Here is a 23,573-nt window from a genome sequence, read left to right on the forward strand (position 1 = left end):
ACACCGAAATGACAGTTTTCAAGAGAGAAGCAAAACGAACGAGATTAAATTTTTCCTTGTTCATCTAACCAGACTAGGCTGTCGTAGTAGCGGCGAATATTTTCTACGTATTGCAAAGCCTCATCACCTCTCGCGTAGCCATAGCGGGTGGTACGGTAATACTTTTTTTGCCTAAGCTGTGGCAAGCGTCGTTTAACATCTACCCACAAATCAGGGTTCCCCCCTTGTTGCTCGGTAAGCACCCTTGCATCTTCCAAGTGCCCCATACCAATATTATACGATGCCATAGCCATCCAGGTTCTATCTGGCTCGCTGATTCGTGCAGGTATGCGGCTTAGCAAACTGGCAAAATAACGTGAGCCCCCGCGAATACTTTGCTCTGGATTGGTTCTGTCATCCACATCCCAATCACTTGCTGTATCAAGTGTCAACATCATTAGGCCGCGAACCCCGGTTCTTGAAATAGCATTACTGTCCCAGTGGCTTTCTTGGTAGCTCATTGCGGCAAGTAGTCGCCAGTCTAAATCACCGGCATATTGTTGGAATAACGGTTTATATTGAGCTAATGCACTTTCAGCTGCGTAGTTAAATGCGCGACTGTCTACGTAATCGAACTGGCGAATATGTCCAAAGTACTTGTCTTCTAACACCGTAAACCAGCCTGACTGATGCACTGTACCAAAATACTCAATGAGCGCTGCTTTGACTGAATCGTCTTGATCTAAAGGAAGGGCCCATGCCATCGGCATATCTTCGTTAAGCGTTTTGGCTACGGCGAGGTTAGGGTAGCGTCTACGTTGTAACGCTAGGCGATTGCTGTCGGCCACCGTATAAGCAATGTCACCATTAGCAACCTGTTGCAACAGTTCTTCAGAATCTGAATCTTCGGTGGTAACTAACTCGGTTTTTATCGCTACTTTTTCAGTATCAGTTGCTGCGTCACCTAAATCGTTTAAAAGATCAGAAAGTAAGTGAGCTTGGCTGCTTTCTGCTACTGCAATTATAGGGGAATCGAGGTCTAAAAGGTCTCTAGGTCTAGATGTGCCTGCTTGAAATACAAGCTGCTGTTTGACATGTTGATAAGCAGGGCCATACGTAAAGCGGTTTTTTAGTGAAGGTGTCACCGCATCGCCCGTGGCGACAATGTCTAGGTTACCTTCTTCTAATTGTTCGAGCATGACTTCATAGCTGTAAAAAGGGTACAAATCGAGGGTCACGCCAAGGTAATCAGCGAACCCTGCCAGCAGCTCATACTCAAACCCTTGGGGTCCTTCAGCGCCATTATAAAAAGTTCCTGCACCGTACACGGTTCCTACGCGGATGGTTTCCCGTTCTAATAATGAGGAAAGGGCAGTGGGAACGGAAGGAACGCCACAGCTCATGACAGCAATAGATAAAATGATTATTAGCTGGAGTTTTAATCGTTTTTTATAGCCTTGTGACTGCATAGACCTTTACTTGTTGTTATTAAACCGTCTAAGTTTAAAAAAAAGTTCATGTAAGCGCGTTATGAGGTTACTTACTGTGCATAATTGCTCTATAATCCGCGCCGAAATACTCATCAATCCAAGAGGCAACGCGTCGCATTGGTGGTCGTTGTTTCTAACAAACCAGGTAAATCAATATGTTGGTCCTTCGAGGCGCTCCTGCACTATCAGAGTTTAACCAAACTAAACTGATTGCAAAGCTGGGTCAATCCGGCGTTAGGGTTAAAAACCTATATAGCGAATATGTTCACCTAGTCGATTCCCAAGGTGACTTGTCTAAGCAGCAAATAGAAATACTCGAGAAGCTGCTCACTTACGGCCCCGCGAGGCAAGCACAAACACCTTCTGGAACCCTCTTCCTTATTACTCCTCGCCCTGGCACTATCTCTCCTTGGTCTTCTAAAGCCACCGACATCGCTCACAACTGTAGTCTAAAAAATATCAACCGCATAGAACGTGGTTGTGCGTTTTATATAGAAATAGAAAATGCGTTGAGCGATGATGATTTTGCGCTTATTGCTAGCTTCTTACACGACAGAATGACCGAATCGGTTTTCACTAACACTGACGACGCGGCGGTACTGTTTGCACAGACCGAAGCCAATACTTTTACCAGTGTAGATGTATTAGGCGAAGGCAAAGACGCGCTAGTTAATGCAAATGTGTCGTTAGGCCTGGCATTAGCTGATGATGAGATTGATTACCTGTTTGATAGCTTTACCAAGCTAGGCAGAAACCCGACTGACGTTGAACTTTATATGTTTGCGCAAGCAAACTCTGAACACTGTCGCCATAAGATTTTTAACGCAAGCTGGACCATTGACGGCGAAGAACAAGAAAAGTCTCTGTTCAAAATGATCAAAAACACTTACGAGTTATTACCTGATCACGTTTACTCAGCTTACAAAGACAACGCAGCGGTAATGGAAGGATGGCAAGCTGGCCGTTTCTTCCCGAACCCTCAGTCACATCAATACGAATACCATCATGAGAACATCGATATTTTGATGAAGGTAGAAACCCATAACCACCCAACGGCAATTTCACCGTTCCCAGGAGCTGCAACAGGCTCTGGCGGTGAAATTCGTGATGAAGGTGCTACAGGTCGTGGCTCAAAACCTAAAGCGGGTTTGGTTGGTTTTACCGTATCTAATTTACGTATTCCTGGTGCCGAGCAGCCATGGGAAGCCGAATACGGCAAGCCACAGCGCATCGTGAGCGCTCTCGATATTATGCTTGAAGGCCCACTAGGTGGTGCTGCGTTTAACAACGAATTTGGTCGTCCAGCGCTACTTGGTTACTTCCGTACGTACGAGCAAGAAGTTAATAGTTTTAACGGCGTAGAGGTGAGAGGCTATCACAAACCTATCATGCTAGCCGGTGGTTTAGGCAATATCCGCCGTGACCATATTGAAAAAGGCGAAATCACGGTAGGCGCTAAGCTTATTGTTCTTGGTGGCCCAGCAATGAATATTGGTCTTGGCGGCGGTGCCGCATCGTCAATGGCATCTGGTCAGTCAAACGAAGATTTAGATTTTGCTTCAGTGCAGCGTGACAACCCTGAAATGGAGCGTCGCTGTCAGGAAGTGATTGATGCATGTTGGCAGTTAGGGGACGACAACCCTATTCAGTTTATCCACGACGTGGGCGCTGGTGGTCTCTCAAACGCGTTGCCTGAGCTAGTTAACGACGGTGGTCGTGGTGGTAACTTTGAGCTTAGAAAAGTGCTGTCTGATGAGCCTGGTATGACACCGCTGGAGCTTTGGTGTAACGAATCGCAAGAACGTTATGTTATGTCTGTGGCACCGGAAAATATGCCGGTATTCGAAGCGATTTGCGCCCGCGAACGCGCGCCATTTGCGGTAGTGGGTGAAGCGACTGCTGAGCAGCATCTAAATCTAAATGACAGTCAGTTTGAGAACAAACCTATTGATATGCCGCTAGATGTACTTTTAGGCAAGCCGCCTAAAATGCATCGCGACGTGAGCTCAACCAAGGTAAGCTCACCAGCATTAAACGACGCAGGCATTACTCTAAGTGATGCAGCGACGCGTATTCTGTCATTACCTACTGTGGCAGAGAAAACATTTCTTATCACTATAGGCGATCGCTCGGTTACCGGCCTTGTAAGTCGCGATCAAATGGTAGGCCCATGGCAAGTACCAGTGGCCGACGTAGCAGTAACCGCAACAGCGTTTGATACCTACCATGGTGAAGCAATGACAATGGGTGAGCGTACACCAGTTGCATTGTTATCACACGGTGCGTCTGCCCGTCTTGCAGTGGGGGAAGCACTAACCAACATTGCCGCAGCAAACATTGGTGATATTAAACGTATTAAACTGTCTGCGAACTGGATGGCAGCTGCTGGACACCCAGGTGAAGACGCAGGCCTTTATGAAGCTGTGAAAGCCGTGGGTGAGGAGCTGTGCCCAGAGCTAGGTTTAACCATTCCTGTAGGTAAAGACTCTATGTCGATGAAAACCGCATGGAATGAAAACGGTGAAGATAAAGCGGTGACTTCTCCGCTATCACTGGTTATTTCTGCTTTTGGTGCAGTAAAAGATATTCGCAAAACCCTAACGCCTCAGCTACGCACTGATAAAGGTGCAAGTCGCTTGTTGCTACTCGATTTGGGTGAAGGTAAAAATCGCTTGGGCGCTAGCTGTTTAGCGCAAGTTTATACACAGCTTGGTGATAGCCCAGCAGATGTGGTTTCTGCTACCCGCCTTAAAGGCTTTTTTGACGCTATGCAAACGCTTATCGAAAAAGGTTTGGTGCACGCTTACCATGACCGTTCAGACGGCGGCCTATTTACGACAGTGGCAGAAATGGCCTTTGCCGGTAAAACAGGTGTAAGCATTAACCTTGATAGCCTTAAAGGCAACGATATCGCTGTCTTGTTCAATGAAGAATTGGGCGGTGTTATTCAAGTGCTTGAAAGCGACCTAGACGCAGTTAACGCTGTACTGGCTAAGTTCGATTTAACTGAGTTGACTCACGATATCGGTACATTAAATAGCACAGATATGATTGAGTTTAACCGAGACGGTGTAGCTGTACTTGCGGATAGCCGTGTATCAATGCGTACGACTTGGGCGCAAACTACGTTTGAAATGCAAAAGCTTCGTGATAACCCAGAGTGTGCTGAACAAGAACACGCTGCGAAGCAAGATGCTGCCGATCCTGGTTTGCACGTTGCGTTGTCATATGATGTAAACGAAGACGTTGCAGCGCCATATATTGCCAAAGGCGTTAAGCCAAAGGTAGCGATATTAAGAGAGCAGGGCGTTAATTCACATCTAGAAATGGCGGCAGCATTTACCCGTGCAGGATTTGATGCTATCGACGTACACATGAGCGACGTTCTAGCGGGGCGCATTACCCTTGAACAGTTTGCGGGTCTTGCTGCTTGTGGCGGTTTCTCTTACGGCGACGTATTAGGCGCAGGTGAAGGTTGGGCGAAATCTATATTGTTTAATAGCATGGCGCGGGATCAGTTCGAAGGCTTCTTTAACCGCAACGACACCTTCAGTTTAGGTGTATGTAACGGTTGTCAGATGCTATCGAACCTAAAATCATTAATTCCTGGCACTGAACACTGGCCGCACTTTGTTTCTAACCAGTCAGCGCGTTTTGAAGCTCGCGTCGCAATGGTTGAAGTGATGGAATCTAAATCTGTGCTGCTAGATGGTATGGCAGGCTCGCGTATGCCGATTGCTGTGTCGCACGGGGAAGGTCAGGCTGAGTTCGCAAATGAAAACGCGCTATCGCAGGTTAGCGGTCAGGTCGCCATGCGTTATGTAGACAACTATGGCAAGCCAACTATGCAGTACCCGGCAAACCCGAACGGTTCACCGCAAGGTATTACTGGTTTAACGTCTGTAGATGGGCGCAGCACTATTATGATGCCTCACCCTGAGCGTGTATTTAGAGCCGTTGCAAACTCATGGTGCCCAGACGATTGGCAAGAAGACGGTGCGTGGATGCGTATCTTTAGAAACGCCCGTAAGTATGTTGGTTAATATTACAGTGTGACCTTGATAAACAGGGGGAAACCCCTGTTTATTTTCTATAAAAATACTGTTTAATAAATGCGCATACCTTAAATAGGTGTCAAACCTTTGTCAAAGTGTCAAAAATCTGGTTTTTGCTCTTGTCATCAGTTTGTCACTGATCTATTGTAGTGCAAGCAAGGAATGCTATTAGGTTACAGGAGTTGAGTTAGGGTTGTACCAGTGTTTAGCAATTGCTTACTGGTTTTAATAATAAGAGACGACCAATGAATCGTTCTTCAAAAGGGTTTGGCTTAACCGGAGTGGCTGTAGCTGTAGTGCTGATGTTCGTAACTGCTGTTTTTAGCACATCTGCGAAGTCTGCCGAAGCTCCAACAACGCTAAGTGTGCTGTCTTCAGTTAAGTAGTCTGAAAGAAAAATTCTAACGCCCGTAGCAGGTATCTGCTACGGGCGTTAATCATTGGGGCTATTAAAATGCTTAAAACGAGACGAACCCAATGCTCTACCGTGGTCCGCAAAACTTGTCTCTCACTTTATCCTTTCTTATTTTTTTCTCTGTTTATTAGTTTTTGCTGAGGGTGCTTTTTCAGCAACACATAGGTGGCGCCAAACCCGCCATGCATAGGCTGTGCTGTATGATAGGCAATCACCTCATCAAGTTCACGTAGCCAATGATTTACGTAGCTTTTTTTCAGCGCAGGAAATGGCTTACTTTTTTCACCCGTTCCGTGTTTTATGAGCAGGGCGCGAACCCCACGTTCGTGGCTTGATTTAATGGTGCTATAAATTAGGTCGCGGCTTTGTTCTAAGCTTTTTCCTGATAATGTGACATTGGTTTCCAACGGATATTTGCCAAGACGCAGTTTTTTAAACACACCGTCTTGTATGCCTGGCTGCTGGAAATGTATAAAATCATCAGGCGGTACCGGCTTCACACCTTCCATGCTTAACGGGTTAGCAAGCTTGTCGCGAACACTTACCTTCAAAGCTGCTCTTTTTTGCTTTTCGGCGAGTGCCTTTTCAGGGTCGTGTAATACAGCCTTATCATCTGAAGCGATTGGTTTTACATCTTGCATTTCAGCAAAAAACGAATCGATATCGTCGTTTTCAAAATGGCTCATACTATTCCCCGTATTAACTACTACATCATTATTTATACGTTATTTTTTGCCTGATGGTCTATGCGAAGTGTACTTATTGGAAAGCTAAACGCGCAGGAAGACGACGCTTAAAACAGGCAACGGCTACAAAAGTGGGGATTAATTTTGAAATTTCATCGGTTAGTAGATGGCACCGGGCTCAGATAATGCCTCTATGGCAAACCATTCCTCTTCGGTAAATGTTGAATCACTCGGTGTTTCAACATCATCGCCAGTTTCTTCTTGGGGGGATGAATCGAAAGTCATTGTGCTCTCCTGTTTAGAAGAGTATTGCGCAATTCGATTAAATTACAACCAAAGTAGAAGAAATAAACATAATGATAGGGGAGTGAAATGTATAGGAAGGTTTACTCTATTTTGGGCTTAAGCCAGCTAAAATGGCGTCCCCAGCTGGAATCGAACCAACATCTAAGCCTTAGGAGGGCCTTGTTTTATCCATTAAACTATGGGGACCTAATGCATAGGAAACTTTATTATACGTAGTTCCAGAAAATACGAAACCCTTTGATTAATCAACAAGGTGTAGTGTTTTATCACGCTGCGCTTATGCGGCTAAAATGTCTTGTTAAATATCTTGTGATACTAGGCACACAATAAAAAAGCCCCCGTTAAATACGAGGGCTTAAGACTGACTTCATGAGTTAACTAGATATCCGTTGGTGGAAGTTTATCTATCGCTGTCTTCAGTACTTCAGACTCTGTCGGAGAAGCTGTTGTCACATCAGCGCTACCTTCTTTAGACGTATCGCCTACGAGTTCGCCACTAGCATCAGGAGATGCGCCCTCACTATTTGAATCGACTGAAGTAGGCTCTGTTGACGGTAGAATCAACTCTTCTGGCGGAAGATCAATATCGACGACGTCAACAGTTACCTCTGTCACCGGACCCCCAGAGACTATATCGCCTTCTTCTGGTAGCGCGATGGTGTCGACAGGCAGAGTGCTTTCAGGCGTCGAAGCCTCAGGTGAAAGCGGGCTTGTACCCTGGTCCGGCGCGGTGGGTATAGGGCCGCCAATATCAACCGTATCAATCTTAGTGCCAGACAAGTCAATAGTGTCTCCTCCACCAAAGCTATCGCCTACATTTGTTCCAAGTGAGCTCACCTCTTCTTCAGGAAGCGTTATGACGTCTGGCGTAGTCTCTATAGGTTCAATGTTCTCGACAGGCTCAGAGCTCATAAGCGGCGCAGTCGCCTCGTTTTCTGGCGTTACCAATCGAGTTTCAGCATTCAGGTCGACTGTTTGAAGCGTTTGCCCTGTTAGATCAATGACATCAGGTGCTGTAGGCTCGTCAGTAACAACGGTGCCGCTGCTATCTGACGCACTTACAGACTCAGATGAAGTGGTCGTCACGACTTCAGGCACACCTTCACCCGATGCTGTTACAAACACGTTGAACTCTGCCTGTTCGACAGTACCGTCTGGATATTCGATACGATAAGTAAAGGTATCCGTTAAGGTCCCACCAAACACGGCTTGCGTGTTATCCGGGGTATAAGTGTATGCGCCAGTTTCGTCAATTTGTAGCGTGCCGAAATCTCCCACTAACGTAATGCCGCCTGAAGCGTCTTGGAAGTTAGTTCCATCGGTAGATACCGTTACGTCGTATGTTGGGCCAAACAGTACATCGTTTTCGAATAGGTTGCCCGTGGCGGTTTGTACGCCGCTAACTTCAAACTGGTCAAGATAGTTGATGGTAGAAGACAGGTCTACACTAATACTTCCGGCTACGCCAACGCCAGTTGTACCGCTCATCGACAGACGGTACAAACCTTCAGTTAATCCGTTGACGGTAAGCACGGTATCGCCATCAATGCCTAATAAGCTAACTAGCTCGCCATTAGGGAACACTCTGTACGCTTCCCATGCACCGTTTTCAAACTTCTCTACGGTAACAGTAAGGCTTGAAACCAGTGACAGCAAACTGCCATTATCAACGTTTAACGTAATATCTTGAGTTGTATTTGTAGCGACAGCAAATGTACTGCTGGTATCACTAAAGCTGCCACCAAAAATACTTGCTAAATAAGTGTGAGATAGTGCCCCAGGTTCATCAAGACCAGCGTCTGTAACAAAATCATAGGTCAATTCAGCACGTGCCGAGTCTGCGGATACGCCTTGCCCTGATAGATTGAAGTTCAAGTTTGCAGTAGACGTATTGGTGCCATCTGAAATGGTATAGCTGAAACTATCCGTACTGCCTAAGCCGTCGCGCACGCCGTTGGCTACATAGGTGTAGCTACCGTCTTCAAATATGGTGAGGTCGCCATAGTCACCTTCAATAGTAATGCCCGATAGCCCAGTGCCCAATACAGTCACCGACTCACCATTGGTATGGCTAACTTGCGTCACTACCCCGCCCTCGGCAATGCTATCGGCTACATCGCCCGTATTAGCGGCATCAATAACATTACCTGATGTTGTCGTGCTACCTTCAAACTGATACTCCGTTAGTGTTGAAGTTATATCGGTAGACTGAAGCAAGGTAAGTGTATTGCTTAGCAGTGCCGCTGCAACAGCATCTAATACGGTATCTACCAGTGCACCTAACCCTAATAGATTAAGTCCCGTGGTAATGGTACTCACTAAATCGCCGGCGCCAATAGCGTCTGCGGTGCTTAAGGCTGGCTCAAGCACAAGGTTTCGCACAACCGTACCTAAACCTAGCCCGTTTAATATACTCGCGTTAGTGCCATTTAGTGTGTCCTCAACAGCAGTTAGCACCACCTCTTGGTTCTCTTCACCCAGAACTACTCCGCCATCACCTAACTCCGTTAGCGTAATCGAGCCATCGCTATTCTGATCGAATAGTGTCTCAAGTGCACTTTCATCATTGCGCACAACCACGGTGTAATCTCCGGCAGGTAGCCCAGAGAATTTCGCAACTAGTGTATCGTCACCGGTTACTCCAATCAGGTTTACGCCAGCTACATCACCTATTAACGGATTGTCCGGCGTCATAGCTGAGGCGACCACGTTGCCATCGGCATCTATAATATCAACACGATACGCATCAGCGACGGCGACTAAGGCGGTTTGGCTAACTTCTACAACCACTTCGCCGAAGAAACCAGCACCAACGGTAAGTGTTGTGCTAGCCTCTGGCGAGCCTGCTGCTGGTGAGCCTTCGGTTAAGCCAAGCACTTGGAAGTCACTGTCGCTAACGGGCGCATTCACAATGGCCGTTTGTGCGCCCAACTCCATGTCATTGTTATCGGTTTGGGCTACTACTGGCGGGAAGTCGCTGCCAGATATAGTGATGGTAAGCGCCGCAATATCAGAGGTTTCGCCATCTGATAAGGTATAGTTAAACACTTCATCTTGCCCAATTGCGCTGCGGTCGACATCGGCGGTATAGGTGTACGTACCGTCTGCAGCAATTTCTAGTACGCCATAATTACCTTGAATAGTAACGGTACCGGTAGCAGGCACAGCAACGCTATCACCAGAGGCGTTGGTAACAAGCGTCACTTGCGCACCGTCTAAAATGGTGTCAGCACCCACGCCGCTAATATCACCGTCGATTAGGTTGCCTTGGGCTACCAAATCACCTGTATAGGTGTATTCGGTTAATGTGGTGGTGATATCGGTGTCTTGCAATAGGGTTAATGTATTGCTGAGCAATGCATCGGCAATGACACTTAGAATGTCATCAAGGAAGCCAGTTAAACCAATTGAATCAAGAGGCGCGGTAAGTAAATTAACAAGCTGTCCTGCGCCGATGACTGTAGTCGTATCCAGAAGTGTCTCTAGTACTCCCCTTACCTGGGTGCCAACCGTACCAAGTGGAATACCTAAAACGCCGGTATTTAACGTTGCTTCAATAGTATCAAGAACTACCGCCTGATTGTCTGGCCCAAGTACAACGCCAGCTGTACCAAGCTCATCAAGGTCAACATCGTTACTGTTGTCGTTGTCTAACAAGTCTTCAAGTAAGTTCTCATCATTGCGGACCACCACACTGTAGTTGCCAGCATCAAGGCCTGCTAACGTGAACGAAATGGTCTCGTCTCCGGTAACATCAAAAATGTCTAATCCACCGACATCGGCAAGTTGTGAATCTGCGCTTACTCCTTGGTAAACAAGCTGACCGCTCTCGTCATACACCTCGACTATGTAGGCATCGGCAACAGCCACCAGTGCTATTTGGTCAACCTCTACTAGCACTTCACCTACATGGTTAGGGGAAACAGTAAAGGAAGCGCTTGCATCAACGCCTCCTGTAGACTCTGCTAAGCCTATCACCTGCACGTCGCTGGTGGTTTCCGGTGGATTTACAGTAACCACAGGTTCGCCCATATCAACGGTGTTACCGTCGTTTATAGCATCGAGAGCCTGTACGATAACATTCTGACTTGCTGTGCTTGCCGAGTTGCCGGCGTCGTCGGTGACTGTTGCCACCACCGCGTAGGTACCTGCTGGTAGCGGTGTGCCTGTTAAATCCAGGCTCCAGTTGCCGCTGCCATCAATGGTAAGTTCAGGATCGGTGCCAAAAGCATAGGACGTACCGTCAACGGTAACGGTTAGGGTAGTATTATCACCAAGATCCACCGTACCATTAAAGATAAGTGTGCTATCGCTAGTAATAAAGTCGTCAGACACGCCAGAGTCGTTTGAGATACTGTCGAACGTTACTGTTTGACCATTATTGTTTTCATCAATAGTGGTATCGATAACGACTGTACCAGTGTCAGTTGCAACATTGCTTACCGCATCTGTGGCGGTAACCACAGCCGTGTAATTGCCTTCAGCAAGCAGGGCAACGATATTATCGGCCAGCGTCCATGTGCCGTCACCATTGTTGGTAGCGGTGTAATCATTGCCGTCAATGGTGACTACTACAGTAGCCGTTGGGTCATCAACCGTACCCGTTAGTGCAGGCGTAGTGTCGTTGGTCGTTACATCATTGATGGTTACGACAGGTGCCACGGCGTCTACCGTGTCAGATGCCGGCCCACTGGTGTTGCCCGCTTCATCAGTAGCCGTTGCCGTTACTACAACTCCATCTGCTAATGGTGTATCTGGCGTTACGCTCCAATTGCCGTCGCCATCAGCGATCACGGTGAAATCTGGCGTGCCGTCTCCGTCTACATCCACATTTACCGTTGCGCCCGCTTCGGCTGTGCCGGTAATTTCAGTGCCGTTGCCCGCTTCAACGGTAGGCGCAGCTGGTGCTGTGGTATCAATAACCACTGTACCAGTATTCGTACCCACATTACCTTCTGGGTCGGTTGCAGTAACCGTTGCGGTATAGCTACCTTCAGCAAGTGCCGCCACCGCATCGTCAGCCAGTGTCCACGTGCCATCACCGTTATTGGTGGCGGTATAGTCGGCTCCATTGATGGTAACAACCACCGTGGCTGTTGGGTCGTCAACCGAACCAGTAAGTGCCGGCGTTGTATCGTTCGTTGTTAAATCGTTAAAGGCAACCACTGGCGCAGCCGCGTCAACCGTGTCTGAGGCTGGGTTGCTAATGTTACCCGCTGCGTCAGTTGCCGTTACGGTCACAATTACGCCATCGGCAAGCGGTGTATCAGGCGTAATGCTCCAATTACCGTCGCCATCAGCGATGACGGTGAAATCAGGCGTGCCGTCGCCATCCACGTCCACATTTACGGTTGCGCCTGCTTCAGCGGTACCGGTAATTTCTGTGCCGTTGCCCGCATCCACAGTAGGTATGGCAGGTGGTGTAGTATCAATCACTACCGTTCCTGAATTTGAGCCCACATTGCCGTCGGCATCCGTGGCAGTAACGGTAGCGGTATAGCTACCATCTGCAAGTGCAGCCACTGCATCGTCAGCCAGGGTCCAGCTTCCATCACCATTGTTAGTTGCGGTGTAGTCCACACCATCAATGGTCACTACTACGATAGCGTTTGGATCGTCAACCGTACCGGTTAGCTCTGGTGTAGCGTCATTAGTGGTTAAGTCATTGATTGCAACGACTGGCGCAACAGCATCTACTGTATCTGACGCTGGTGCGCTGCCATTGCCAGCTTCATCAACCGCCGTTGCCGTAACAACCACGCCATCGGCCAGTGGTGTAGTGGGTGTTACTGACCAATTTCCATCGCCATCTGCGATGACGGTAAAGTCTGGCGTGCCGTCGCCATCCACGTCCACATTTATAGTTGCCCCTGCTTCCGCAGTACCCGTAATTTCAGTGCCGTTACCTGCATCGACGGTAGGCGCTGCTGGAGCAGTGGTATCAATCACCACAGTACCAGAGTTAGTTCCGGTGTTACCATCGGCATCAGTAGCAGTAACCGTAGCGGTATAGCTACCTTCAGCCAGCACGGCAACGATATCGTTAGCCAGTATCCAGCTGCCATCACCATTGTTTGTCGCGGTATAGTCTGTACCGTTAATGGTAACGACCACGATGGCGGTTGGGTCGTCCACCGAACCGGTAAGTGCAGGCGTGGTATCGTTAGTCGTTAGGTCGTTAAAGGCAACGATTGGCGCAACAGCGTCTACCGTATCAGACGCTGGACTACTCGTATTGCCAGCTTCATCGGTTGCTGTTGCCGTGACAACCACGCCATCCGCTAGCGGTGTAGTGGGTGTTACTGACCAGTTACCATCGCCATCAGCAATCACTGTGAAATCAGGTGTGCCATCACCGTCAACGTCTACGTTTACGACAGCGCCTGCTTCGGCTGTGCCGGTAATTTCGGTACCATTGCCTGCATCAACAGAAGGCGCAGCTGGCGCAGTAGTATCGATAACACCGCCATTTTCGTTTGCGGTTGCCGTATTACCCGCGCCATCTGTTGCACTTGCGGTGACTGAATAATTACCTTCAGATAAGGCTGCTGGCACATCTACAGAGAAGGTGCCATTAGCTTGAACAATGGCGTCAAATGTTTGGGTGTTTCCTGCACTATCGGTAACGCTGATGGATACGGTGCTGCCTGGTGCAATATCTGTAGTACCGGAAATGGTCGGTGTTGTGTCGTTTCCTGTACCAAGCGAGTCCAAGGTTAGGTTTGGCACGGCTGTATTGATATTGCCGCTGGTAGTATCAGACGCCGAGTTTCCAGCAGCATCAGTGGCGGTAGCAGTAACATCGAAGTTTCCGTCTGCCATTGCATTGGGCACGTCGGCGCTGAAATTACCAAGGCTATCGACAATAGCCGTAAATGTCTGTTCTGCTCCTGTGCTGTCGGTGACGGTTATGGTCACTGAACTACCTGGGCTTAAATCGGTGCTACCGGTGATCGTTGGCGTAGTATCATTACCTGTGCCTTGTGCATCTAAGTTGATCGTCGGCGCGGTAGTGTCTACGCTACCGTTTGTTTCAGTGGCGGTAGTCTCATTGCCTGCTGGGTCTTGGGCAACGGCGGTAACGGTATACCCTCCTTCAGCCATGGGGCTTGGCACATCGGCCGAGAAACTGCCGTCTCCCTGAACGGTTGCATCGAAGGTTTGGCTTACACCTGAGTTATCCGTCACAGTAATCGTTACTGTCGCGCCTGCAGGCAGGTCAGTATTCCCTGATATTGTAGGTGTTGTGTCACTGTCTGGGGCTAGTGTATCTAACGATAGAGTAGGGGCTGTCGTATCAATAACACCTGTGTTGTCTACGACGGTAGTGCTATTACCCGCATCATCACTCGCCGTGGCTTCAACACTGTATGCACCTTCCGCTAAAGGCGCAGGCACATCCACTGTAAAGTTTCCATTTACATCAACTGTAGCTGTGAGGGTTTGAACATTTCCTGCGCTGTCAGTTACCACAAGCGTAACTTCACTACCCTGCGCAAGGTTTGTGCTACCAGATAGGGTAGGCGTTGTGTCATTGCCTTCCTCAAGTGGCGTTAATGTTAGTGATGGTGCTGTAATGTCTATGTTTCCAGCATCACTCGCTGTTGCTGTATTACCTGCCTCATCACTGATGGTAGCGCTTACCGTGAAGTCGCCTTCAGCTAAATCCGTACCTGGGGAGATAGAGAAAGAACCATCAGCCTGTACCACTGCGCTTAAGGTCTGGGTCGCACCAGCGCTATCCGTTACCAAAATAGTGACCACAGCGCCCGCAGGTTCATCGGTTGTACCGGTAATGAGTGGCGTCGCGTCGTTAGTGGTATCGGCAACATCTATAGTAAGTGTAGGTACTAGAGTATCAACTACGCCTGCTTCGTTATCGGTTGTACTGTTGTTTGCTTCATCGGTGGCGGTTGCTGAAACAGTGAAGTTTCCTTCAGCCATCGCCGCTGGTACATCGGCAGAGAATACGCCGCCCGCGCCAACCAATGCAGAGAACACCTGTGTATTACCCGCACTATCAACAACAGTTATTTGCACTGTAGAACCTTGCGGTAAATCTACAGTACCGCTTATGGTTGGGGTTGAGTCACTAACTGTGCCTGGCTCGTCCAGCGTAATAACAGGTGAAATTGTGTCGATTAAGCCGGTTTCAGCGTCGGACGCTGTATTGCCAGCTTCATCAACAACGGTAGCCTGAACTGTGTAGTTACCCTCAGCCAAAGTGGTGGGAACGTCTACGCTAAAAGAGCCGTCGCTTTGCACGGTTGCTGATAAGGTTTGTATATTGCCAGCGTTATCGGTGACGGTAATTGAAACCGTGCTTCCGGCTGGCTGGTCTGTCGTTCCGCTAATGGTCGGTGTTGCATCATTGCCTACACCCGGATCTGCCACATCAATAGCCGGTGATGTGGTATCTACCACACCGCCAGTTTCAGAGTCAGAGCCTGTATTTCCGGCTCCGTCAGTCACTTCTGCGACAACTGTGTAGCTACCTTCGGCCAGGTCTGACGGTACGCTTGCGCTGAAGGTGCCATCTCCTTGTACTGGTGCGGTAAAGGTTTGAACTGCTCCAGCACTATCTGTCACTGTTAAAGTGACGGTGGCACCAACTGGCGCGTTAGTTGTACCTGAAATAAGAGGCGTAGCGTCGTTTGTCTGGCCAAGGGCATCTAGGGTAATTTCCGGAGCGCTGGCATTAATATTGCCGCTATCCGACACAGTCGTGCTATTGCCCGCAGCGTCGCTCGCACTGGCTGTTACATCGTAATCGCCATCAACAAGCGCGCTGGGTACTTCAACTGAGAAAGTGCCATCCGCGTTTACCGTAGCGGTAAGGTTCTGTACATTACCGCCTGCATCGGTGACAACCAGTGTAATTGTTGCTCCCTCTGGCAAGTCGGTAGTACCGCTCAAAATTGGCGTTGCGTCATTGCCGCTGGCCACTGGATCTATGTTGATAACAGGTGGAGTGGTGTCAACTGTACCGTTGTTATCAACCGCTGTGTTTTGATTACCTGCATCATCAGTCGCCGTCACTTCTACGGTGTAATCGCCTTCTGCAAGGTCAAGGGGCACATCAGCGCTAAAGCTGCCGTTCGCTTGAACGGTGGCAGCGAAAGTTTGCGTATTGCCTTGGCTGTCAGTCACGCTAATGCTTACAGTGTTGCCCGCAGCCAAGTCGGTGGTTCCCGATATAGTCGGTGTAGCGTCGTTGGTTAGGCCTTGTGCGTCTAACGTTATGGTGGGGGCTGCTGTATCTATGACTCCGTTGTTATCTATTGCCGTTGCTGAATTACCCGCATCGTCAGTCGCAGTGACAGTCACACTGAAACTGCCTTCAGCTAAATCGGCAGGAACATCAGCACTGTAAGTACCATCGTTTTGAACGGTTGCAGTGAATGTTTGGGTATTTCCAGCGTTGTCTGTCACGCTTATGCTAACTGTGTCGCCAGCATTGAGGTCTGTGGTGCCAGAGATAGACGGCGTTGCATCATTGCCAAGCCCTTGTGTATCGATGGTTATCGATGGGGCTGTTGTATCGATGTTACCGCCATTTTCGGTTACCGATGCACTGTTGCCAGCGCCGTCTGTGGCGGTGGCAGTAACCGAATAGTCACCTTCAGGTAAGCTTGCAGGAACATCAGCCGTAAAGCTTCCATCACCTTGCACTACGGCACTGAATGTTTGTGTGTTTCCAGCACTGTCAGTCACAGTTAGCGTTACAGTGCTACCTGGCGCTAAGTCGGTATTACCTGAAATGGTCGGCGTCGTGTCGTTGCCCGAACCAAGAGGATCAAGGGATAGGGTAGGCGCGGCAGAGTTTATGTCGCCGCTCACTGTATCTGTAGCAGTATTGCCTGCAGCATCAGTCGCCGTTGCAGTAACGTCGAAGTTTCCGTCTGCCATAGGATTAGGCACATCTGCACTGAAGTCGCCGTTACCATCAACCGTTGCAGTAAACGTCTGCACAGTGCCAGCGCTATCAGTCACTGTAATAGTCACCGTGCTGCCTGCATCCAAATCTGTGCTACCGCTAATAGTTGGTGTGTTATCGTTTCCTGTGCCAAGCGGATCCAGAGTGATAATAGGCGCTGTGGTATCTACGCTGCCACCCGTTTCAGAATCAGAACCTTGGTTACCTGCCGCGTCTTGAGCGGTTGCGGTAACCGTATAGTCACCTTCAGCTAGTGGTGAAGGTACGTTGGCGGCAAAACTGCCGTCGGTTTGTACCGTTGCGGCAAAGGTTTGCGTGTTACCCGCACTGTCGACCACCGTTAGTGTGACAATGGCGCCAGCTGGAAGGTTTGTGGTGCCGGAAATAGTTGGCGTAAGGTTATTCTCTGGCGTTAATTCGTCAAGGGTTAGCTCAGGTGGCGTGATGTCGATAACACCTGAATTATCAAGAACCGACGTGCTGTTGCCTGCGTCATCAGTGGCGGTAGCTTCAACACTGTATGAGCCTTCAGCAAGGTCCTCGGGCACATCAACCGTAAAGTTTCCTGCAGCATCAACTGTTGCTGTAATTGTTTGAATGTTGCCCGCGCTATCTGTGATAACTAAGGAGACCACGCTACCTTCTGCTAGATCTGTACTTCCCGAAATGGTTGGCGTTGTATCATTGCCTAAACCTTGGGCGTCTAAGGTTAGGGTAGGCGCAGTGGTGTCTATGGTGCCTGTTGCATTGGCTGACGCACTGTTACCAGCATCGTCGGTGGCCGTTGCAGTAACCGTATAGTCACCTTCGGCCAGTGCAGCTGGTACATCCACAGTAAAGTTGCCGTTTGCATCAACCGTTGCGGTCACAGTTTGTGTATTGCCAGCGCTGTCGGTGATCGACAGCGTTACGCTCTCACCTGCTGCTAAGTCCGTAGAGCCTGAAATGGTAGGCGTAGTATCGTTATTTGAACCCAGCGCATCTAGTGAAATAACGGGGGGGACGGTATCGACGATACCGTTATTGTCGGTGACAGAGGCACTATTTCCGTTGCTGTCTGTAGCGGTAGCGGTTACTGAGTAATCACCTTCGGCAAGAGGCGCGGGGACATCAGCACTAAAGTTACCGCTTGCATCAACAAGTGCAGTAAAGGTTTGGGTGTTGCCTGCACTGTCAGTGACGGAAAGTGTCACGGTTGAACCCGCGGGTAGGTCAGTCGTACCTGAAATGGTTGGTGTAGTATCGCTAACCGTAACTTGCGCATCTAATGTCAACGCAGGGGCGCTGGTATCTAACGTACCGGTATCAGAAGTGGTGGTTGTATTACCTGCATCGTCTGAGGCACTTGCTGTTACCGTGTAGCTACCATCCGGTATAGCGTTTGGAACATCCGCGCTGAAGTCACCATTCGCGTCCACAATGGCGTCAAAGGTTTGTGTATTGCCCGCGCTATCTGTGACGGTTAACGTGACTGTGCTTCCCGGCGCTAAATCAGTGCTGCCCGATATGTTAGGCGTTTCATCGTTGCCTGTGCCCTGCGGATTTAGCGTAAGTACAGGGGCGGTGGTGTCAATATTGCCACCGTCCTCAGTTGCGGTTGTTGAATTACCTGCATCATCTGTTGCAGTAACTTCGACGCTGTAGTCTCCTTCAGGTAGTGGAGACAATACCTCTGTTGCAAAGTTGCCGTCAGCATCAACCAATGCGTTAATGGTTTGCGTGTCGCCATTGCTGTCAGTTACGTTGATCACAACGACAGCACCTTCAGGTAAATCTGTATTACCTGAAATAACCGGCGTAGTGTCATTACCTGAATCTAACGGGTTAACGGTAACAATAGGCGCTTGTGTATCAATACTTCCGTTTGTTTCGTTTGCCGTCGCGGTGTTGCCTTGTGCATCGCTTACTGTTGCCGTAACGGTAAAGTCGCCTTCAGCCAAGGCGCTAGGCACATCGGCACTGAATGTGCCGTCTGCTTGCACGGCTGCTTGGAAACTTTGCGAGTTACCATTGGCATCTACCACAGTAATGGTAACCAGTGTGCCAGGTGCCACGTCGGTAGTACCTGTGATAGTTGGGGTAACATCGCTGGTAGCGACTTGTGTATCAAGGGTTAACAGCGGCGCTTCGCTATCTACACTACCTGTTGTATTGGCATTCGCGGTATTGCCTGCACTGTCGGTTGCAGTCGCAGTCACAGTAAAGTCGCCGTCAGCTAGTGCGTTTGGCACATCTACACTGAAGCTACCATTTGCATCGACCAAGGCATTGATAGTTTGCGTGTTTCCAGCGCTATCTGTAATGACAAGCGTAACCGTGCTTCCTTCAGGAAGGTCAGTGGTGCCTGAAAGTGTAGGTGTGGTGTCACCCGTGCTGCCAGGATTTTCTAGGGTAAGCGTAGGCGCGGTGGTATCTACAACGCCGCCATTGTCGGTTACTGTTGTCGTATTGCCATCGCCGTCAGTTGCGCTGGCGGTAACGGTGTAAGCGCCATCAGCGAGTGGAGTGGTTACTTCTGCACTAAATGTTCCGTCAGTGCCTACTGTCGCGGTAATCGTTTGCGTGATCCCTGCGCTATCCGTTACGGTTAAGGTAACCGTACTTCCTTCAGGTAAGCTGGTGGTACCTGAAATAACGGGCGTGCTGTCATTCGTCTCGCCTTGCCCATCTAGCACTAACGTGGGTGCATTAGTATTAATGTTACCCGTTGCGTTGTCTGTAACGTCATTGCCTGCTTCGTCTTCTGCCGTGGCAGTAACCGTATAGTCTCCATCAGCCAGTTCTTGAGGTACGTCAACAGAGAAATTACCGTTAGCATCGACTAAGGTGTTGATGGTTTGCGTGTTACCTGCGCTATCTACGACTGTTAGCGAAACAACACTTCCTTCAGGCAGATCAGTACTGCCCGATAAAGTGGGTGTGGAATCGTTGCCAGAACCCACAGCGTCGAGGGAAAGCGATGGTGCGGTTGTATCTACAATACCGCCGTTTTCTGTCACGCTAGCGGTATTACCATTTTCATCGACAGCGGTTGCTGTAACGGAGTAGTTACCTTCTGCTAATGCGCTAGGTACTTCAGCGCTAAAGTTTCCGTTTTCATCTACAACGGCTTCAATGGTTTGCTGATTACCTAGGCTATCAGTGACGACGAGTGTTACCGTGCTACCTTGTGGCAAATCTGTCGTGCCACTAATAAGTGGCGTGGTGTCGTTGCCAATGTCTTGTGGGTCAAGCGATAGCGTTGGTGCCGCGGTATCAATATTGCCCTGTGTCGATGCAGAGTCTTGGTTGCCCGCATCGTCAGTGACCGTCGCGGTAACGGTAAAGTTGCCGTCGGCAAGCTCTGCCGGCACGTCAACAGAGAAAGTACCGTCATTTTCGACGATAGCATCAAAGGTTTGCGTATTGCCTGCACTGTCTGTAACCGTGATTGATACACTGCTACCCGGTGCCTGGTCTGTGTTACCTGAGATGGTTGGCGTATTATCATTAGTACTGCCTTGAGCATCTAGATTAACCAGCGGCGATGTAATATCGATATTACCGCCAGTTTCCGTTGCCGTTGCAGTATTGCCGTTGGCGTCGGTCGCTGTAGCCGTTACGCTATATTCACCTTCAGCTAATGGATTGGGCACATCGGCACTGAAATTACCAGAACCATCTACCGTTGCCGTAAATGTTTGCGTATTGCCAAGCGCATCGGTAACAGAGAGTGTAACAGTGCTGCCAGCGGGTAAATCGGTAGTACCTGAGATAGTAGGCGTGGTGTCGTTGTCATCACCCAGTGGGTCAAGGGTTAAGCTTGGCGCATTGCTGTCCACTGTGCCAGTCTGTGACGTTGAAGCACTATTTCCCGCAGCATCGGTGGCTGTTGCTTCAACAGTGTAGTTGCCGTCAGCGAGTTCAGCAGGCACGTCTGCGCTAAATTCGCCGTTCGCGTCTACTGTGGCAGTAAAGGTTTGGCTGTTTCCAGCACTATCGGTAACGGTAAGTGTGACCGTGCTGCCCGCTTCCAAGTTTGTAGAACCGCTAATTGACGGTGTCGTGTCGTTACCTGTGCCAAGTGGCTCTAGTGAAATGGTGGGGGCTTGCGTATCAATGTTACCGCCATTTTCAATGACTGTCGTTGTGTTGCCTGCCTCGTCTGTAGCACTGGCCTCTACAGTATATTCACCCTCAGTCAGCGGCGTTTGCACGTCGACGCTAAAATCACCGTTCTCATCAACGATGGCATCGATAGTTTGTGTGTTGCCCGCGCTGTCGGTCACCGCAATGGTTACTGTTGAACCAGGTGGTAAATCGGTAGAGCCAGAAATTGTTGGCGTGGTGTCGCTGCCGTCAGTTTGTGGGTCTAAAGAAAGCGCTGGTGCGGTAGTGTCTATGTTGCCACTGTTGTCGACAGCTGTAGTTGTATTACCCGCTGCATCAGTTGCTTCGACAGAAACCTCATAGTTGCCCTCTGCTAGCGCGTCTTCGACATCGGCGCTGAAATTACCATTTTCATCAACAACGGCGGTAAAGGTCTGCGTATTACCCTGACTATCAGTGACAGTAATAACGACCTCGCTACCTGCGGGTAAATCTGTATTACCTGAGATAGTCGGTGTTGTGTCGTTAGTATCCGTTTGCGGGTCGATATTCACAATTGGTGGGGTGGTATCAAGTACAGTAGTGGCCGTGGCGGTAGAGCTATTGCCATTTTCGTCTGTCACCGTCACTTCAATCTCGTATTCGCCCTCTTCAGAGCCAGGAGGGAATGCTACATTGAAGTTGCCATTCTCATCGGTTGTCCCCGTTATTGTCTGGCTGTTGCCGTCGCTATCGGTGATAACAACCACAACCTCTGAATTAGGGGCGTCTGATGAACCCCCTATGCCTTCACTACCGTTGGTAGGAGAGCCGGTTTCAATAACAACATTAGGGCCTTGGGTATTAATAACCGCATCGATGGAGGTTGAAGCGGTATTGCCCGCCACATCAGACACAGTAGCGGTTACCGTGAAGTCGCCATTTGCGAGCGCTTGCGGGACTTCAGCGCTGAAGCTACCGTCTTCTTGCACTGTTGCAGTTATGGTTTGCGTAGTGCCGTCTGAATGCACAATTTCTAACGTGACTATCGCACCCGGTTCTGCGTCGGTGTCGCCATTTATCACCGGCGTGTCATCATTGGTTGAGCCAAGAGGATCAAGATTGATTATCGGCGCCGTGGTGTCAATTTCGCCAGTCACTGTTGTGGTAGAACTGTTGCCTGCTGGTGTTGTTACAGTAACATCTACCGTGTACTCACCTTCGCTAAGCTCCGCTGGCACATCTTCGTTGAATGTGCCGTCAGCGCCCACTGTAGTAACGATTGTTTGCTCGTTACCCTCGCTATCTGTAACAACAATGACGACTTCACTGCCTGGAGGGGCATCGGTTTCACCAGAAACGTTTGGCGTAGTATCGTTCGTTGGCGCAGGTTGATTTACGGTCGTCGAAGGACTCGTAGAATCGTAATCGCCGCTTGCTGTTGCTTGTGCGGTGTTGCCCGCACCATCTGTCACCTCGGCAGTTACGCTGTATGTACCCTCAGCCACCGCATTTGGAACTTCAACGGTAAAGGTACCATCGGCAAGCACAGTAGTGGTAAAGGTTTGAGTAACGCCAGCACTATCGGTAACGGTAAGGGTTATCGTGCTTCCGGGCACGGCATCTGTTAATCCCGAAAGTGTGGGTGTAGCATCGCCATTTATTCCTGGGTCGTTTAATGCGATGGTTGGGGCCGTCACGTCGATAGCACCCTGAGCGTCAGCACTTGCCGTATTGCCCGCTTCGTCGGTAACGCTTGCGTTAACCGTAAATTCACCTTCAGCTAGTTCAGCCAGTACGTCTGCAGTGTATGTGCCGTCAGCCTGCACAATGGCGGTTACAGTTTGTGTGTTACCTGCGCTATCGGTAATGGTTAACGTAACCGTGCTGCCAGGAGCGGCATCAGTGGTACCTGTAAGGGTAGGCGTGGTGTCGTTGTCAGTCGCTATCGCGTCAATAGTAATTGATGGCGCAGTAGTATCAATTTCCCCTGTGGTATCAGCGGTTGCTGTATTGCCAGCCTCATCAGTCACGCTAGCATTGACCGTAAATTCACCTTCCGCCAATTCAGCCGGTACGTCAGCGCTGTAAGTGCCGTCAGCCTGCACAATGGCAGTCACGGTTTGCGTAACGCCCGCGCTGTCGGTGATGGTTAATGTTACTGTGCTGCCAGGGGCGGCATCAGTGGTACCTGTAAGGGTAGGTGTGGTGTCATTGTCAGTAGCTATAGCGTCGATTGTAATTGATGGCGCTGTAGTATCAATTTCCCCTGTGGTATCAGCGGTTGCTGTATTGCCAGCCTCATCAGTCACGCTGGCGTTAACGGTAAATTCACCTTCGGCCAATTCAGCGGGCACATCAACGCTATAGGTGCCGTCAGCCTGCACAATGGCAGTTACTGTTTGCGTGTTGCCCGCGCTATCGGTAACGGTTAACGTAACTGTACTGCCCGGTGCGGCATCAGTGGTACCTGAAAGAGTAGGCGTGGTGTCGTTATCAGAACCTGGCGCATTAATGGTGATTGTTGGGGCGGTGGTATCAATTTCACCTGTGGTATCAGCGGTTGCTGTATTGCCAGCTTCATCAGTAACGCTGGCGTTAACGGTAAACTCGCCTTCCGCCAATTCGGCAGGCACG

6 protein-coding genes and 1 tRNA gene are annotated in these 23,573 nt (G+C 49.5%); 2 read left to right on the plus strand and 5 right to left on the minus strand.

Annotation, left to right across the window (positions count from 1 at the left end):
• Positions 1 to 44 precede the first annotated feature (44 nt).
• Positions 45 to 1,448 (minus strand): membrane-bound lytic murein transglycosylase MltF, encoded by a 1,404-nt coding sequence (gene mltF / locus ACXAER_RS14905; protein ID WP_474830451.1) that lies wholly within the window; start codon positions 1,446 to 1,448, stop codon positions 45 to 47.
• 176 nt (positions 1,449 to 1,624) lie between these two features.
• Here mltF and purL point away from each other — a divergent pair, with 176 nt between their 5' ends.
• Positions 1,625 to 5,512 carry a phosphoribosylformylglycinamidine synthase gene (purL, locus tag ACXAER_RS14910; protein WP_474830454.1) on the plus strand — a complete coding sequence of 1,296 codons (3,888 nt, stop codon included), beginning with the start codon at positions 1,625 to 1,627 and terminating at the stop codon, positions 5,510 to 5,512.
• 257 nt (positions 5,513 to 5,769) lie between these two features.
• Positions 5,770 to 5,910 (plus strand): hypothetical protein, encoded by a 141-nt coding sequence (locus tag ACXAER_RS14915; protein WP_012517588.1) that lies wholly within the window; start codon positions 5,770 to 5,772, stop codon positions 5,908 to 5,910.
• A 127-nt stretch (positions 5,911 to 6,037) separates the two neighbouring features.
• On the opposite strand, the gene smrA is transcribed toward ACXAER_RS14915, so the two are convergent.
• The 4 genes from smrA to ACXAER_RS14935 all read right to left on the minus strand — a co-directional run.
• Positions 6,038 to 6,625 (minus strand): DNA endonuclease SmrA, encoded by a 588-nt coding sequence (gene smrA, locus ACXAER_RS14920; RefSeq protein ID WP_474830456.1) that lies wholly within the window; start codon positions 6,623 to 6,625, stop codon positions 6,038 to 6,040.
• Positions 6,626 to 6,784: 159 nt separating this feature from the next.
• On the minus strand, positions 6,785 to 6,910 hold the full coding sequence (locus ACXAER_RS14925; protein WP_461851407.1) for a hypothetical protein: 126 nt from the start codon (positions 6,908 to 6,910) through the stop codon (positions 6,785 to 6,787).
• Positions 6,911 to 7,042: 132 nt separating this feature from the next.
• A tRNA-Arg gene (locus ACXAER_RS14930) sits at positions 7,043 to 7,117 on the minus strand.
• Positions 7,118 to 7,309: 192 nt separating this feature from the next.
• On the minus strand, positions 7,310 to 23,573 hold a 16,264-nt coding region (locus tag ACXAER_RS14935), incomplete at its 5' end, for a beta strand repeat-containing protein (RefSeq protein WP_474830459.1).

The organism is Alteromonas sp. AWJ4_199, assembly GCF_056159165.1.

What these genes read in the sequence shown, in the direction of transcription:
- mltF (WP_474830451.1), bottom strand. Translation starts at nt 1,448, where the DNA reads ATGCAGTCACAAGGCTATAAAAAACGATTAAAACTCCAGCTAATAATC.
- purL (WP_474830454.1), top strand. Translation starts at nt 1,625, where the DNA reads ATGTTGGTCCTTCGAGGCGCTCCTGCACTATCAGAGTTTAACCAAACT.
- ACXAER_RS14915 (WP_012517588.1), top strand. Translation starts at nt 5,770, where the DNA reads ATGAATCGTTCTTCAAAAGGGTTTGGCTTAACCGGAGTGGCTGTAGCT.
- smrA (WP_474830456.1), bottom strand. Translation starts at nt 6,625, where the DNA reads ATGAGCCATTTTGAAAACGACGATATCGATTCGTTTTTTGCTGAAATG.
- ACXAER_RS14925 (WP_461851407.1), bottom strand. Translation starts at nt 6,910, where the DNA reads ATGACTTTCGATTCATCCCCCCAAGAAGAAACTGGCGATGATGTTGAA.